The sequence below is a fragment of the Vibrio mytili genome (genome assembly GCF_049563345.1).
Lineage (GTDB): Bacteria > Pseudomonadota > Gammaproteobacteria > Enterobacterales > Vibrionaceae > Vibrio > Vibrio mytili.
This window is the reverse complement of record NZ_CP110481.1, coordinates 472,856-487,654: the sequence shown is the minus strand read 5'-3', so window position 1 is coordinate 487,654 and position 14,799 is coordinate 472,856. Positions and strand designations below refer to the sequence as shown.

General features: G+C 44.3%; 14 protein-coding genes. 5 read left to right on the top strand and 9 right to left on the bottom strand.

Annotation, left to right across the window (positions count from 1 at the left end; all coding sequences use genetic code 11):
• Positions 1 to 144: 144 nt before the first annotated feature.
• From recJ to xerD, 3 genes are read right to left on the bottom strand one after another with little or no spacing between them, the layout of a single operon-like run.
• Entirely contained in the window at positions 145 to 1,884 is a 1,740-nt protein-coding gene (gene recJ / locus ONE56_RS02250) for a single-stranded-DNA-specific exonuclease RecJ (RefSeq protein WP_423840184.1), read from the bottom strand.
• A 45-nt stretch (positions 1,885 to 1,929) separates the two neighbouring features.
• A complete protein-coding gene (dsbC, locus tag ONE56_RS02245; protein WP_331438079.1) occupies positions 1,930 to 2,718 on the bottom strand; it encodes a bifunctional protein-disulfide isomerase/oxidoreductase DsbC in 789 nt (262 codons plus the stop codon).
• A gap of 24 nt (positions 2,719 to 2,742) precedes the next feature.
• On the bottom strand, positions 2,743 to 3,660 hold the full coding sequence (gene xerD / locus ONE56_RS02240; protein WP_041156962.1) for a site-specific tyrosine recombinase XerD: 918 nt from the start codon (positions 3,658 to 3,660) through the stop codon (positions 2,743 to 2,745).
• Between the two features lie 169 nt (positions 3,661 to 3,829).
• Between xerD and fldB the strand changes: the two genes are divergently transcribed.
• Entirely contained in the window at positions 3,830 to 4,348 is a 519-nt protein-coding gene (gene fldB / locus ONE56_RS02235) for a flavodoxin FldB (RefSeq protein ID WP_041156961.1), read from the top strand.
• A gap of 106 nt (positions 4,349 to 4,454) precedes the next feature.
• Here the strand turns inward: fldB and brnQ are convergent, their stop codons facing one another.
• A complete protein-coding gene (gene brnQ, locus ONE56_RS02230; RefSeq protein ID WP_423840183.1) occupies positions 4,455 to 5,765 on the bottom strand; it encodes a branched-chain amino acid transport system II carrier protein in 1,311 nt (436 codons plus the stop codon).
• Between the two features lie 315 nt (positions 5,766 to 6,080).
• On the opposite strand from brnQ, the gene ONE56_RS02225 reads away from it, so the two are divergent.
• Positions 6,081 to 6,800: a tRNA1(Val) (adenine(37)-N6)-methyltransferase gene (locus ONE56_RS02225; protein WP_041156959.1), complete on the top strand. Its 720-nt coding sequence runs from the start codon at positions 6,081 to 6,083 to the stop codon at positions 6,798 to 6,800.
• 106 nt (positions 6,801 to 6,906) lie between these two features.
• Positions 6,907 to 8,127, top strand: coding sequence for an ATP-dependent RNA helicase SrmB (srmB, locus tag ONE56_RS02220; RefSeq protein ID WP_041156958.1), 1,221 nt, complete (start codon positions 6,907 to 6,909; stop codon positions 8,125 to 8,127).
• A gap of 98 nt (positions 8,128 to 8,225) precedes the next feature.
• Here the strand turns inward: srmB and yaaA are convergent, their stop codons facing one another.
• Together yaaA and ONE56_RS02210 are read right to left on the bottom strand one after the other, a co-directional pair.
• Positions 8,226 to 9,002, bottom strand: coding sequence for a peroxide stress protein YaaA (gene yaaA, locus ONE56_RS02215; RefSeq protein WP_331438083.1), 777 nt, complete (start codon positions 9,000 to 9,002; stop codon positions 8,226 to 8,228).
• Positions 9,003 to 9,118: 116 nt separating this feature from the next.
• Positions 9,119 to 10,552, bottom strand: a complete 1,434-nt coding sequence (locus ONE56_RS02210; RefSeq protein WP_041157010.1) for an alanine/glycine:cation symporter family protein — start codon at positions 10,550 to 10,552, stop codon at positions 9,119 to 9,121.
• 715 nt (positions 10,553 to 11,267) lie between these two features.
• Here ONE56_RS02210 and ONE56_RS02205 point away from each other — a divergent pair.
• Positions 11,268 to 11,453, top strand: coding sequence for a DUF3545 family protein (locus ONE56_RS02205; RefSeq protein ID WP_041156956.1), 186 nt, complete (start codon positions 11,268 to 11,270; stop codon positions 11,451 to 11,453).
• 45 nt (positions 11,454 to 11,498) lie between these two features.
• Here the strand turns inward: ONE56_RS02205 and ONE56_RS02200 are convergent, their stop codons facing one another.
• The 3 genes from ONE56_RS02200 to nfo form a co-directional block, all read right to left on the bottom strand.
• Positions 11,499 to 12,053: a hemerythrin domain-containing protein gene (locus tag ONE56_RS02200; RefSeq protein ID WP_041156955.1), complete on the bottom strand. Its 555-nt coding sequence runs from the start codon at positions 12,051 to 12,053 to the stop codon at positions 11,499 to 11,501.
• Positions 12,054 to 12,163: 110 nt separating this feature from the next.
• Positions 12,164 to 12,844: a uracil-DNA glycosylase gene (ung, locus tag ONE56_RS02195; protein ID WP_423840182.1), complete on the bottom strand. Its 681-nt coding sequence runs from the start codon at positions 12,842 to 12,844 to the stop codon at positions 12,164 to 12,166.
• 356 nt (positions 12,845 to 13,200) lie between these two features.
• Positions 13,201 to 14,091: a deoxyribonuclease IV gene (gene nfo, locus ONE56_RS02190; protein ID WP_041156953.1), complete on the bottom strand. Its 891-nt coding sequence runs from the start codon at positions 14,089 to 14,091 to the stop codon at positions 13,201 to 13,203.
• A gap of 329 nt (positions 14,092 to 14,420) precedes the next feature.
• Here nfo and grcA point away from each other — a divergent pair, with 329 nt between their 5' ends.
• The gene (grcA, locus tag ONE56_RS02185) at positions 14,421 to 14,798 is read left to right on the top strand and encodes an autonomous glycyl radical cofactor GrcA (protein WP_041156952.1); all 378 of its coding nucleotides are present in this window, start codon (positions 14,421 to 14,423) and stop codon (positions 14,796 to 14,798) included.
• Position 14,799 lies beyond the last annotated feature (1 nt).

Sequence of the window (14,799 nt, the reverse complement as noted above, 5' to 3'; positions counted from 1 at the left end):
ACTCAACATTTTAGACTAGAATTTAACCGAGGAATTCTACTGAAAAATGTGACAGAGATACAGGAAAATTTCGAATGAGAAATGAGATTACGATGGAATGAAGCACGACCTCGACATCCCACAAGGCCATGCTCAAATTAGCGTTTACTTCGCTTCGATATGATCAATCATCAATTGCAAAGATTGGTTACCACGGAACTCGTTGATGTCCAGCTTATATGCCAAACGCACCGTTTTTACTGAGGCATCCGGCCAGCGACGCAAATCAATATTGAAGGCAATACCATCAATCATGACGTTGGTAGGAAGACCTTTGTAGAGCGGCTCTAACATCAGTTTAAGGTGTTTTTCTCCGACCAACTTTTGGTGCAATACTTTAAATTCACCATCAAAAACCGGCTCTGGGAATGCCTGACCAAAGGGCCCACCTGCACGGAGCTGCTCCGCAACATGCATGGAAAACTCTTCTGGTTTAAGCTCACCATCAGACAGAATTACCCCTTTTAGTGCCGCCTGATCCAACTCTTTTTTCACAACATCATCAAACAAGCGGCTAAAACGCTCAAAATCCTGCTCTTTGATGGTTAAGCCAGCCGCCATCGCGTGACCACCAAACTTCATGATCAACCCAGGATTTTGCGTATCAATAAAATCCAATGCATCTCGCATATGCAAACCGGGGATGGAACGACAAGATCCTTTGATGGTGCCTTCCCCCCCATCGGCAAACGCGATGACGGGACGGTGGAATTTTTCTTTGATACGAGAAGCTAAAATACCAATCACACCTTGGTGCCAGTCGCGTTGAAACAGCGCGAGGCCGTGTGGCAGGTTACTGTTTTCACCAAACTGCAGGCGTTCACAAAACGCCATCGCTTCTTGTTTCATCCCCTCTTCAATCTCTTTTCGAGTTTGATTCAACCCATCGAGCTCACTTGCCATACGACGTGCAGCATGGATATTGTTACACATCAATAACTCGACACCAAAAGACATATCATCGAGACGACCTGCCGCATTGATACGAGGACCAAGAGCAAATCCAAAGTCAGAAGCAACCAGCCGTCGGGCATCACGTTTCGCCACTTCGATCAGCGCTTGAATCCCAGGTCGCGCTTTGCCCGCACGAATACGCTGCAAACCTTGATGGACCAGAATTCGATTGTTCTCGTCCAGAGGCACGACGTCAGCCACCGTACCTAACGCGACAAGGTCAATCAGCTCCATGAGCTTTGGTTCTTGCATCCCTTGTTCAGTAAACCAGTTGTGTTTACGCATGCGGACACACAACGCCATCATAAGATAAAACGCCACACCGACGCCCGCTAAGGCTTTAGACGGAAAAGCACAACTTTCTAGATTGGGGTTCACCATGGCGTCCACGTCGGGTAACTCTTGTCCCGGCAAGTGGTGATCAGTGACTAACACGGTAATGCCATTTTCTTTGGCATAGCGTACCCCATCAATGGAGGAGACGCCGTTATCCACGGTCATTATCATCTCCGCTCCGAGTTCCAACGCTTGATCAACCACTTCGGGGCTTAAGCCATAACCGTCTTCAAACCGATTGGGGACTAAATAATCGACATTCGAACTGCCTAGCATTCTTAATGCGAGGACTGACAAAGCGGAGCTTGTCGCACCATCGGCATCAAAATCGCCAACGACAATAATTCGCTTTTGTTCTCGAATCGCTTGGAAGAGTAATGTGACCGCCTGGTCAATGCCGCCAAGCTTTTGATATGAGTGCAAGCCTCGAGCAGAAGTCTCGAGTTGCGCGATATCTGTGATGCCACGGTTGATATAAATACGCTTTAAAATGGGTGGTATCGAATCGGGTAAACGGGACAAGTCCGGCTCAGGACGTCGTTGAATTTCTATCATGATAAAAAGGAGTTGGTGATATCACCAACCCCACTCCTTAAAGGATTATTGTTGCTGTAACCGTTTGAGTAACTCTGCAGGAGGTAGGTAACCGCCAACCATCTCGCCATTCGGTAAGAAAATCGCAGGAGTGCCTGAGATACCTAACTCACGCCCCAGGTCATAATGCTGTTGAACCGTTTGTTTACACTGTTCTAGATCTTTCGCTGGGTTTTCGAAAGTACGGTTTACTTTCGCGTTATGTATTGCGGATTTAGGATCTTCCGCACACCAAATGGTTGCCATTTGCTCAGCCACAGGGCCTGGAACTCCCTGGCGAGGATAAGCCATGTAGCGGACCGTAATGCCTAAGTCATTGTAACCCTGCATTTGGCTGTGTAAGCGCACACAGTAACCGCATGTGATATCCGTAAACACCGTGACTACATACTTTTCGTTGTCCGCTTTATATTCGATCACGCTATCAGAAAACTTCGCCAGTTTTGCAGCATTGATAGGCGCTTGACGCTCTGCGATAACATCTTTATATCCGCCATTCTCATCAAGAGCATAGAGCGTCCCAGCAATAAAGTGATCACCATCATTCGAAGCAAACAACACACCGCCATTGGTCTGAATCTCAACCAAACCTGCAACATCCGATGGCTGGACGTCAATTACCGACAATCCCAACTTCGAAAATTTACTCTTCAATTCCGCTTCGTCAAAGTGTTGTGTTGCCGCAGCTGCGATCTGAGGTGCTGGGGTTTCCGTTTTTGCCTGACTCTCTTCTGCACCACAGGCGGCAACAAAAAAGGGTAACGTCAGTAGAGTTAGTCGGCGTAATACGCTCATTAAATTCACCTTAAAATTCTATCATTATGCTCTTGGGTGGTGTTGACTGTGGATCTGCTTCAATCGCTCAGTCGCCACGTGAGTATAAATTTGCGTGGTCGATAAGTCACTATGACCCAACAGCATCTGTACGACCCTGAGATCTGCGCCGTAGTTCAATAAATGTGTCGCAAACGCGTGTCGTAAAACGTGTGGTGACAATTGCTCCGTATCGATACCCGCGATCACAGCATAGTATTTAATCCGATGCCAAAACGTCTGACGCGTCATTTGTCTGGCCCGTTTACTCGGAAAAACAACGTCAGAAGAGGTTTCGCCAAGCAGTGCGGGACGACCTTGTTGAATAAACGCTTCTATCCAATCTACCGCGCTTTCTCCCATGGGCACCAAACGTTCCTTCCCACCTTTACCCGTTACACGGACAACGCCTTGACGCAAACTGATGTTCTCCATCGTTAGGCTTACTAACTCGGTAACACGTAAGCCCGTCGCGTAGAGTAGCTCCAACATCGCTTTATCACGCATCTCAACGGGGTCATTCGGATCGGGAGCATCCAACAAGGCATCGACCTGTTCTTCACTGATGTCTTTAGGCAAGCGCTGAGGCAACTTCGGACTGACCAATAAAGCACTGGGGTCATCGCCGCGAACTTTTTCTCGATGCAAGTACTGAAATAAACGCCGAATAGCGGACAACATCCGAGCTCGTGAGGTTTGCTTATAATCTAAATCAACCAAGTAGGTTTGATACTCTTGCAGCCCCGATAAACTGATGAAATCAAGGCGATACCTCTGCTGCTCCATCCACACGAGCAATTTAACTAAATCATTTCGATACGAAGCCAATGTGTTCTCAGACAGCCCACGCTCCATCCACATCGTATCCAAGAACTGCTCTACCAAAGCAAAATCTTGTTGATTGACAGGCTGTTGTGCCGTCATGGATGCTTCCTTTTCTCTATTTACTACTATTTGATGAGAGTAAGGCAGCGCCCCGTTGAATGCTATAAAAAATTGCCTTAGTTAAGCAATCTCACGATATTCGCTGCATTCAGCATCAATTTAAGGTTAAAATCCTCCCCAACAGCAACAAAAACTAATGACATAAGCAATGAAAATAGGACTCTTTTACGGCTCAACGACCTGCTACACCGAAATGGCAGCAGAAAAAATTCGAAACATGATTGGAGAAGATCTTGTCGACATTCACAATGTGAAAGAAACCCCGCTTTCACTAATGGCGGATTACGATTTATTGCTCATTGGTATTTCAACTTGGGACTTTGGCGAAATTCAAGAAGACTGGAATGAAATTTGGCAAGACATTTCATCAACGCCGCTAAAAGGCAAAGTCGTCGCATTGTTTGGTCTGGGCGATCAAGAAGGGTATGGCGAATGGTACTTAGATGCAATGGGACTGCTTCATGACGAGCTCAAAGCCACAGGCGCCCAGTTTATCGGTTACTGGCCAAATGAAGGGTATAATTTCGAAGCCTCAAAAGCATTAACCGAGGACGGCAGTCAGTTTGTTGGCTTAGCGTTAGATGAAGACTCTCAATATGAGCTCAGCGATGAGCGTATTGAAAAATGGTGTGAGCAAGTGCTCGTTGAATTTCACGATACGCTGTAAATCTCATACCAAGCATAGAAAATAAAAAAGCTCGATGGACGTGATGACGCCATCGAGCTTTTTTATTCAATGAGTATCAAGTGATAGTCACGTCTATTCAGCGCAATTACGCCGCTTCTTCTGTAAGCTCGGCTTGAGGCTTCGAGATAAAGAACATACAAACAATTGCTGCGAAAGTCGGTAGTACCCATCCCATGCCATATTCAAACAATGGTAGGAAGTTAAATGCCGATACATCAATACCTGCAACTTTCGCCGCATCGACTAAGGCAAACAGTAGTGATACCAACAACACAGCACGATAAGCAAAACGTGTGTTTTGTAGCTTACTACGCACAAATGTCAGTGCAACCAACGCAATCGCCACCGGGTAAAGTGCAAACAATACTGGTACAGACAACGCAATCAACTGCGTAAGACCAACGTTTGCAACCAACGCACACACTGCACCGTTGATCAGCACCCAGTGCTTGTACGACAGCGATGTTTTAGAAGCAAAGAAATCAGAACAAGCAGAAATCAAACCAATGGCTGTGGTTAAACAGGCTAAAAGCACAATCACTGACAACACAATTTGTCCATATGGCCCAAACAATGCTTGAACGTATTGGCTTAACACCACACCACCATTATCCGCACCCGCGGCAACAGTCGCACTCGTTGCGCCTAGGTAAAATAGTGAAATGTAAACAAACGCCAAACCAGCAGCAGCAATACAGCCGGCAAAGATCAGATACTTAGTGGTTGCTGAACGTTCAGTAATGCCTTTGCCACGCAGCGCATCGACCATTAACATGCCAAACATCAACGAAGCAAAAGTATCCATGGTGTTGTAACCTTCCAAAAAGCCTTTGGTTAGCGGCTGGGTTAGGTACTCACCATGCGCCGACATCATATCGCCTTGCGGATCGACAAATACTGCTACGGCAAGGATCAACAAACCAATGAATAGCGCCGGCGTCAATACTTTACCAATGAGGTCGATAAGACGGCCTTGGAACCAAGAAAACAGCATTGCCACACAGAAGAAAATCACGGAAAACGCAGTAAGGTGCGTCTGAGTCGCTTCAATAAAGAACGGCTTAACCGCCATTTCGTAAGCCACTAACCCAGTACGTGGCGCCGCAAATGCAGGACCAATGATAATGAAGATCAGCGCCGCCATAATCACAGCCGCTTTTTTCGGTAGATCTTGCGTGAGATGGTCCCAAGTACCTCCTGCAACAGCAATAGCAACGATAGTAATAAGAGGCAGACCTACCGCTGTTAGCAAGAAACCGGACATAGCAGGTAGCAAGTTTTCACCCGCTAACTGACCCGCTAGAGGAGGGAAAATAATATTGCCAGCTCCCAAAAAGAACGCAAATAGCATAAAGCCTATTGCGATAATATCTGTTAGTTTTAGTGCTTGTTTCACAGATAACCCTTGTTTTAGTTAATAAATGTTGTGTATGCATCGACCACTTTTTGTATACGAAATATACGTGGTTCAATATAAAAATCCGCCGCATAATGACGAAACCACCATCATTTATCAACCAAAAAGAAAAAAACACCATATTAATTCAAAGTAAAAACGATAAGACAGTGAATAAAACCAAAGAATCAATAAAAAACTAGTTTTAAACTCTGATCAATTTAGTATACGAATTCATAACCAACAAAATAACAATCTACACAAAAAATAAACATTAGATAAAGTAACTGAAATTTAGAGCACATACAAAACATCATGAAAAGCGACACATTCAAAACGAAAAGTTTCAAGTTTAAGCAGTTTTTTATCGAAGGCGGTGAGAGTGGTATGCCAGTCAGCACAGATGGTGTGATGCTGGGTGCTTGGATTCAATGCTCTCAGGAGGCTGACATACTAGACATTGGAACGGGGACTGGTTTATTAGCATTGATGTGTGCTCAACGTTTCAAACATGCCCAAATAACCGCGTTAGACATCGAATGTTCGGCAATCCAGGCTGCGACTAAAAACGTTGCTCAATCCCCATGGTCGGACAGGCTGACGGTTTTACACTCCGATGTTTTGCACTTTACGCCATCTCGTCTATTCCAACGAATCATTTGTAATCCGCCCTATTTTAATAGTGGTGAGCAATCAAAACAGAGCCAAAGAGCGACGGCAAGGCACACAGACTCTCTACGTCACGATCAATTGTTGCAATGCTGCTTTCATTTGCTGGAAAAAGATGGCACCGCGAGTTTTGTTCTCCCCGTGACAGAAGGTACGCAGTTTATTGATATTGCGTTAAACCAAGGCTGGTATTTAGGGCGACTCTGCCGCGTGCAACCCTCTGAGCGAAAACCCGTCCACCGTTTGTTGATTGAATTAACCAAGCAGCCCAACGATACGCAGGAAACACACATGCTCATTCACTCTTCTTCCGGTTATAGTGACGACTTTATCCGGTTAACTCGGGCGTTTTATCTTAAGATGTGAAATAACATGTGATCCTTGTCACCAATACTTTATAATGTTCAACCTTTTCGTATTCTATGCTGTTGCGGCGAACCATTAACCAAGCCTTGCTTGTGGAGAACTCATTGTGATCAGAACCTTTGCTGAACTTGATCTAGACCCAAACTTACTCGATGCCATTGAAGATATGGGCTTTTCTCGCCCAACAAACGTTCAGGCGGAAGCGATCCCACAAGCATTGGATGGTCGAGACGTTCTTGCCTCTGCACCAACAGGAACGGGTAAGACAGCAGCATTCGTACTGCCTGCTTTGCAATACTTACAAGATTTTCCGCGCCGTAAGCCAGGGCCAGCACGTGTTTTGATCTTAACGCCAACACGCGAACTCGCGATGCAGGTTGCAGACCAAGCACGGGCGCTCGCCAAAAACACGAAGTTGAACATCTTCACCATCACGGGTGGCGTTCAATACCAAGAGCACGCCGACATTCTTTCCACAACGCAAGACATCGTTGTTGCAACACCGGGACGTTTGAAAGAGTACATTGATGCGGAGCGCTTTGACTGTCGTGCCATTGAATGGTTAATTTTAGATGAAGCGGATCGCATGCTGGATATGGGCTTTGCGCCGACGGTTGACCGTCTGTCTAACGAGTGCCGCTGGCGTAAACAGACCCTGCTATTTTCAGCGACGCTAGAAGGTAGAGGTGTCGAAGGTTTCACTGCGGATCTGTTAAACAATCCCGCAGAAATTGATGCTAAGTCTCCACTGCGTGAGCGTAAGAAAATAGCCCAGTGGTACCACCGTGCTGATGACGCCGAGCACAAGTTGGCACTCCTAAAACACATCATTACCCAACAAGCTGAGCGCACGATCGTTTTTTTGAAAACACGTGAGCGTCTGGCGGAACTGCGCAGTCAACTTGAAAGTGCGCAAATCCCTTGCTCGTGGATTCAAGGTGAAATGCCACAAGATCGTCGTAACAACGCGATTTCACGTTTCCGTGATGGCAGTGTAAATGTACTACTTGCAACCGACGTAGCCGCGCGTGGTATCGACCTTCCTGATGTCTCTCACGTAATTAACTACGATTTACCGCGCACAGCAGATGTTTACTTACACCGAATCGGCCGTACCGCTCGTGCAGGTAAAAAAGGTAACGCTATTTCAATCGTCGAAGCGCACGATCAACCGATGATGGACCGCGTTGCACGTTACGTCAAAGAAGATATCAAAGAACGTTTTATCAAAGAAATGCGACCAAAGCACAAAAAGCCTGTATTTAAGAAGAAAAAGAAAAAAGAAGACAAGAAGAAAACAGCGAAAAAGAAAGTAACTAAAAAGTAATCTTCAGAGTGACTAACGTACAAACGTAAGTCACTGACTTACTGACGCAAAAAAGGGTTGGCAATGCCAACCCTTTTTTACTACCTGAAACCGTGTGATCAATTTTGCTCTTCACGCTTAAACACTAACTCCGTTGGCGTTGATTCATCTTCGACAAAGTAGTAACCCGCCGTATCAAACTTGGTCAAATCAGCCACGCTTTCGATACGGTTTTCAATGATGTAGCGCGCCATCATGCCGCGTGCTTTCTTCGCATAAAAGCTGATCACTTTGTACTGCCCGTTTTTACAGTCTTTAAAAATTGGTGTGATCACCTGAGCATCTAAGTTCTTTGGTTTTACCGCTTTAAAGTACTCATTGGAAGCCAAATTAATGAGAACATTGTCGCCCTGTGCCGCAATCGCCTCATTAAGCTTATCGGTAATCACATTCCCCCAAAACTGATAAAGATTGTTGCCTTTATCCGTAGCAAGCTTCGTTCCCATTTCTAGACGATAAGGCTGCATCAGATCTAAAGGTTTCAACAGACCGTACAACCCCGACAACATTCTCAAGTGGTCCTGAGCATAGTCAAAATCCGCTTCCGAAAACGTTTCAGCTTCTAGCCCGGTATAAACATCGCCTTTAAATGCTAACAATGCCTGACGAGAGTTAGCAGTGGTAAATGTCTCGCTCCATTCTTGGAACCGACCGACGTTTAAATCTGCAATTTTGTCACTCACCTTCATCAACGACGCCACATCTGCGGGTGTCAATTTACGACAAACATCTATCAGCTCTTTTGAATAATCAACGAGCTCAGGCTGAGTAAATTTTTCTGTCGCTAGAGGAGACTCATAATCAAGTGTCTTAGCAGGAGAAACTACGATAAGCATGACTTTTACTTCCCTAATTCTGTTTTTTACTAGAGTACAAAAAAAGCCATGCAATGTCTGCATGGCTTTACAAATCGGGCTAATAGCTTTCAACAATCAGTCAGTAATAAACGCACTCAGCCTTTTTTAGGAGTGTCCCAAATGCCTTCTTCTAGCTGTGACTTAAGTTCAGGAAAGTCGTTCACATCAAAGGTCGGGACTTTGCCTTCATCCAATTGACGGTTGTAATCTTTTGCAAGCTTGATAACGATACCAGACAGTAGAATGATCGCCACTAAGTTTACAATGGCCATAAGTCCCATTGAAACATCCGCCAATGACCACACGACTGGTAGCGATGCCAGTGCACCGAACATGACCATACCCAGGAACACTAAACGGAAAAGCTTCACCCCTGCTTTATGGTTATGCTCCAAGAAAATCAAGTTCGTTTCCGCGTATGAGTAGTTTGCGATGATCGACGTAAATGCGAAGAAGAATATCGCAACTGCAACAAAAATGCTGCCCCACTCACCGACTTGTGAGCTTAACGCTCGTTGAGTCAACTCAATCCCGGTAATTTCAGTTGCTTGGCCGACATACTCTCCAGACATGAGGATAATCGCCACGGTAGAAGAACAGATAACGATGGTATCCATAAACACACCAAGCATCTGTACATAACCCTGAGAGGCTGGGTGCGGTGGGTATGGGGTTGCAGACGCTGCCGCGTTAGGCGCAGAACCCATACCAGCTTCGTTTGAGAACAAACCACGTTTGACACCATTGATCATGGCTTGAGCAATCGCGTAGCCTAAGCCACCAGCAGCCGCTTCTTGCAGACCAAATGCACTCTTAAAGATAAGTGCCAATACCGCAGGTAACTTTTCAATGTTGGCAAACATAACAACTAGCGCCAGCGCCAAGTATAACAGCGCCATTACAGGAACAATCATCTCAGCCACTTTTGCGATACGTTTAATACCACCAAAAATAACAACAGCGGACAAAACAACAACTGCAATGCCAACGTAATGATTATTCCACCCAAAAGCTGCACTCATTGCATTCGCTATTGAGTTTGCTTGTACGGCGTTAAATACCAAACCAAAAGCGATGATAAGGAATACGGAGAACAGAACGCCCATCCAACGCATGCCCAGCCCTTTTTCCATATAATAGGCAGGACCACCACGGTAGTTACCATCATCATCTTTGGTTTTGTATAACTGTGCCAATGTACTTTCTGCAAATGACGTTGCCATGCCAAGCATCGCAATCAGCCACATCCAAAAAATCGCACCGGGACCACCAGCAGTAAGAGCAACTGCCACCCCCGCCATGTTACCTGTACCAACACGCGCCGCCAGACTGGTACAAAGTGCTTGGAAAGAAGAAATACCAGCTTTGTCTGCTTTGCGACTGTTCTTTAGAACCGTAAACATATGGCCAAAATGGCGGAATTGTATGAATCCCAATCTAATGGTGAAGTAAATCCCAACCCCAACCAGAAGATAAACTAGAATAGATCCCCACAGGAGATCATTCATTAAATTGATTAAGTCTGTCATGCGTACCTCAGAGTGAGTTGCACCGGTCTCTGCGTCCAAGCCATCCACTAAATTGCCTGCCTAGTGTCAAAGAGTCCTAGGCGAATTCGTTTTTTTATGAGCAATCTAGAATCGTAAACGTCGCTTCATGCATCCATTTTACGTACCAGTGTGTTTTTTGACGGGCGGATAATGCAATCAGGAGACGCAAAAATCAATACGCAACAGCATGAGTATCATTGTTGTTTTTCACTATAAAATCACCAAAAGGTAACATAAACAAGAAAACATACCCTCACAAATCAAAACATTATAATTACAACTTAGCAACAAAAACCTAGTTATGATCGTAAACCATTCAACAACGCAAAAGTTCTCTCATAAGCTAGTATTCACAAGGCATTAGATGTGGCCACTGCGTTTGTTTCTGTATTATTGAGCACTATTTCATCAAACCAGTTTTATGCAACCGAACTCCTTGCTATGTCTGTAAAATTAATCATTCAAATTAACATCAAAAATCTGTTGATTTAATTCTCTCAACTTGCTCGTTTGTTTATTTTTTACGCAACACCTTGAACAAAAAATGTGATTATCGGAATGTTTTTGCACAAAACTGTCATATAAGCGACACAAATGCGAAACGTATCATGGTTATCCTCACGAATGTTGTGGTACTTAAAAGGCTCCGCAAGGAGTGGTGACAGCATTTTAGCTAAGAAAGGTAAGGTGGCTTATGGAAGGCTTTCAACTGGATGACATTTTTAATCTAGACACGACCTCTACAACCAAATCTCGTGCCAAACCTATAAAACGAAAGTGGCGTGAAATTGAAGAAATGAACGACAGACGCAATCTACTTAAAGAACTAAGAGAGCTCGACGTCTGCAATGACTACAACTTAGAAGATATTAAACTCTGATTCATACAAAAGGCACCTCTCAGGTGCCTTTTGTTTGTTTAAACCTCAGTCAACAAACTCGGTTTTGTTTTGACGAACACGCTCAGCCAGTTGTTTGTAACGATCAGCGATCGTATCACCAAAGACTGGATCGTCTTCATTTTCGCTCCATAGATTTTCAACATACTGCCAGTCTTCGGTAGTAAATAACTCTTCAATCAGTGGCAAAATCTTACGCTCCTCGAGCTCTAGGTGATTTTTTTGTGACTCAATAAAATCTTCAAGATGAGCTAGAAACATGTCCTGTGGTACAACAGCATCTTGAAGAATCATTTCGATCACCGAGGCAAAGTCTTTGGTTTTCACCGCAAGCTCTTGGTGCTCTTTCTCAAGGTTCTCTATATGTTGTTGCTTTCCGTACTGCTTTAGGAAATGGTGATAGAGAATGTCTTCTTTCGGGTGATGCACTTTTTCCGAATGATTCGCAAGGTAGTCGACAATCTCACCAACGAGTGCGTAGTTAATCGGTTGTTCGCGTTTTATTTCATTAAGCTTGTGGCGCAATATCGCCAACAAACGAACCATATAGCCGTGTTCGCGTCGGATTCTTTCGATCATCATAGCGTCTCTCCTTAACACCTTCTTTTAATAAGTGTACATGAGAAACGCATTTTCAGATTGAGCACGCTCAAAAAAACAGCGATCGAGAAAAAGAAACGTTACTGTCTGCTTTATACCATAGACGGCAAATGCCAATTAATGGGTGACTTCCCTTGCGAAGTGAGCAATTGATTTGCTTGAGAGAAATGCTTGCAGCCGAAAAAGCCGCGGTGAGCCGACAAAGGGGATGGATGTGGCGAAGACAGCACATGATGCTTAGAGCGATCAATAAACCTCCCCTTCTTCTGTGCATGAGCGCCCCAAAGTAAGAACACTACGCCTTGCTGATGCAAACTTATTGCTTCAATAACCTTATCAGTGAATGTTTCCCAGCCAGTTTTAGCATGGGAATGAGCTTTGCCTTGTTCAACCGTCAAAACGGTGTTCAACAAGAGTACGCCCTGCTCTGCCCAACTCTGCAAGAATCCATGTTGAGGTATTTGAAACCCGCCAATATCCTGAGCAAGTTCTTTATACATATTCGCTAAAGACGGCGGTGTTTTAACTCCCGGTAATACAGAGAAACATAACCCGTGAGCCTGATTTGGGCCATGGTAGGGATCTTGTCCCAATATCACGACTTTCACGTCCTTGAACTCAGTGAAACGGAACGCATTGAATACGTCTTTTGCTGCAGGGTAAATCGCTTTCCCTGCTGCACGCTCTGCTTCAACGAAATTCAATGTATCAACAAAGTAACTTTGCTTTTTCTCTTCGCCAATCACATCATGCCAGGTTGGTAACAAATTCATGAAAAGTACCTGTAGTAAAATTTGAATCTATTCTAACCATCCAAACTCAAACAGACAAAACCTTCCCTAACATTCAGATACTGATCCCTTTATTCCCAGCGAACGCCAAGGCTAAAGAGCATCTTGTCACGAAGTGAACATCTTGTTAAACAACAAACATTTTCATAAGACAGTTCAATCAGTGTTTCTGCGGCGTTCGAAAATGCCCATGGCCATGAATATGACGGTTAGGAGCTGGTAGGCGTACAGCGCGTCTAGCGGAAGAAAAGGCAACAACTGATAGTGCTCGAGACATAATGACATCCTTGTTTCTAGGGAACTGATTCTCCCTAGAAAGAAAGATGCCAACTTTGCACTTAGTCCGTCCTGTTTATGGCTTCACGATGAAAAGAGCACAATGCATTGATTTCGTCAGGCCATATGTCTGGATTTATTGTTTCTAAAATCAATGGAATAGAATCAAAACGGGGATCTTTCGCAATATACTCAAAACAATCCCAACCGATCTCACCTTTACCTAATGAATGATGGCGATCGACTCGGCTTGAAAGTTCGACTTTTGAATCATTTAGATGCATTGCCCTCAAATAGTGCATACCGACAATACGATCAAACTCCGCAAATGTGCGTTCACATTCCTCTTTTGTTCTGAGGTCATAACCAGCAGCAAACGTATGACACGTATCAAGGCAGACGCCAACACGTTGCTTGTCTTCAACCTGTTCAATGATCGCTGCGAGATGTTCAAACCGCCATCCTAGATTCGAGCCTTGCCCAGCAGTGTTCTCTATCACGGCGATCACATTAGGCACCGCTTTATGGGCTAAGTTAATAGATTCGGCAATCGTGGCAAGACACTGTTGTTCAGAGATCTTCTTAAGATGGCTACCGGGATGAAAGTTGAGTAGAGTCAGGCCAAGTTGGTTGCAACGCACCATCTCATCAATGAAGGCTGCACGTGATTTGTTGAGTTTCTCTTCTTCTGGTGCACCTAAGTTAATCAGATACGAGTCATGAGGAAGGATACGATCAGGACCAAAACCCAACATCTTGCAATTTGCTTTGAATGCATTGATGGTTTGCTGTTCTAACGGCTTGGCTGCCCACTGTCGCTGGTTTTTGGTAAACAGCGCGAATGCATTGGCACCAATTTCACGCGCTCGCAAAGGCGCTTGATCCACGCCTCCAGCAGCAGAAACGTGGGCACCGATAAACTTATTTCCAAACGTGTTTTTCATGTTTGTTATTTAATCACTTTTGACTTTCAGTATAGGGGCCTAAATACAAGTAGTTACCCATTACTGGTTAGTTCTCGAACTGCAATTTGTAGTAAAATTACTACAAATTGCAGATTTAACTATTTTTTAAATTAATTAAAATAAATTTAAAAACTATGTTTTTAAACACTTTATTGATTTAACTCAACAAAACAACCTCATAAAAAATAATGTTTTTCGTTGTTTTTTGACCTAAATCAATATCAAAATAGTGGTTATTAGCTATATAATACTCAGCTCAATAAGAAATTTGAAAATTAACACCATAAAACTCCACAAATGTGGACTAGGAGATAGTGATGATCCAAGGTATCCAAATTACAAAAGCAGCCAATGACGAACTACTAAACTCAATCTGGCTACTCGACAACGAAAAAAACGAAGCGCGTTGTGTTGCTGCAACAGCTGGCTTTGAAGCAGATCAAGTTATCGCAATCAGCGATCTAGGTGACTACGAGTCGCGTGAAGTTGCTATCGAAACAGCACCTAAGATTGAAGGTGGTCAACACCTAAACGTGAACGTTCTTAAACGTGAAACTCTTGAAGACGCAGTGGCAAACCCTGAGAAATACCCTCAGCTAACCATTCGTGTTTCTGGTTATGCTGTTCGCTTCAACTCGCTAACTCCAGAGCAACAACGTGATGTAATCGCTCGTACATTTACTGAATCTCTATAAT

Bases quoted from the DNA above. Each gene is read 5' to 3' on its own strand.
- recJ (WP_423840184.1), bottom strand. From the start codon at position 1,884: ATGATAGAAATTCAACGACGTCCTGAGCCGGACTTGTCCCGTTTACCC.
- dsbC (WP_331438079.1), bottom strand. From the start codon at position 2,718: ATGAGCGTATTACGCCGACTAACTCTACTGACGTTACCCTTTTTTGTT.
- xerD (WP_041156962.1), bottom strand. From the start codon at position 3,660: ATGACGGCACAACAGCCTGTCAATCAACAAGATTTTGCTTTGGTAGAG.
- fldB (WP_041156961.1), top strand. From the start codon at position 3,830: ATGAAAATAGGACTCTTTTACGGCTCAACGACCTGCTACACCGAAATG.
- ONE56_RS02225 (WP_041156959.1), top strand. From the start codon at position 6,081: ATGAAAAGCGACACATTCAAAACGAAAAGTTTCAAGTTTAAGCAGTTT.
- yaaA (WP_331438083.1), bottom strand. From the start codon at position 9,002: ATGCTTATCGTAGTTTCTCCTGCTAAGACACTTGATTATGAGTCTCCT.
- ONE56_RS02210 (WP_041157010.1), bottom strand. From the start codon at position 10,552: ATGACAGACTTAATCAATTTAATGAATGATCTCCTGTGGGGATCTATT.
- ONE56_RS02205 (WP_041156956.1), top strand. From the start codon at position 11,268: ATGGAAGGCTTTCAACTGGATGACATTTTTAATCTAGACACGACCTCT.
- ONE56_RS02200 (WP_041156955.1), bottom strand. From the start codon at position 12,053: ATGATGATCGAAAGAATCCGACGCGAACACGGCTATATGGTTCGTTTG.
- ung (WP_423840182.1), bottom strand. From the start codon at position 12,844: ATGAATTTGTTACCAACCTGGCATGATGTGATTGGCGAAGAGAAAAAG.
- grcA (WP_041156952.1), top strand. From the start codon at position 14,421: ATGATCCAAGGTATCCAAATTACAAAAGCAGCCAATGACGAACTACTA.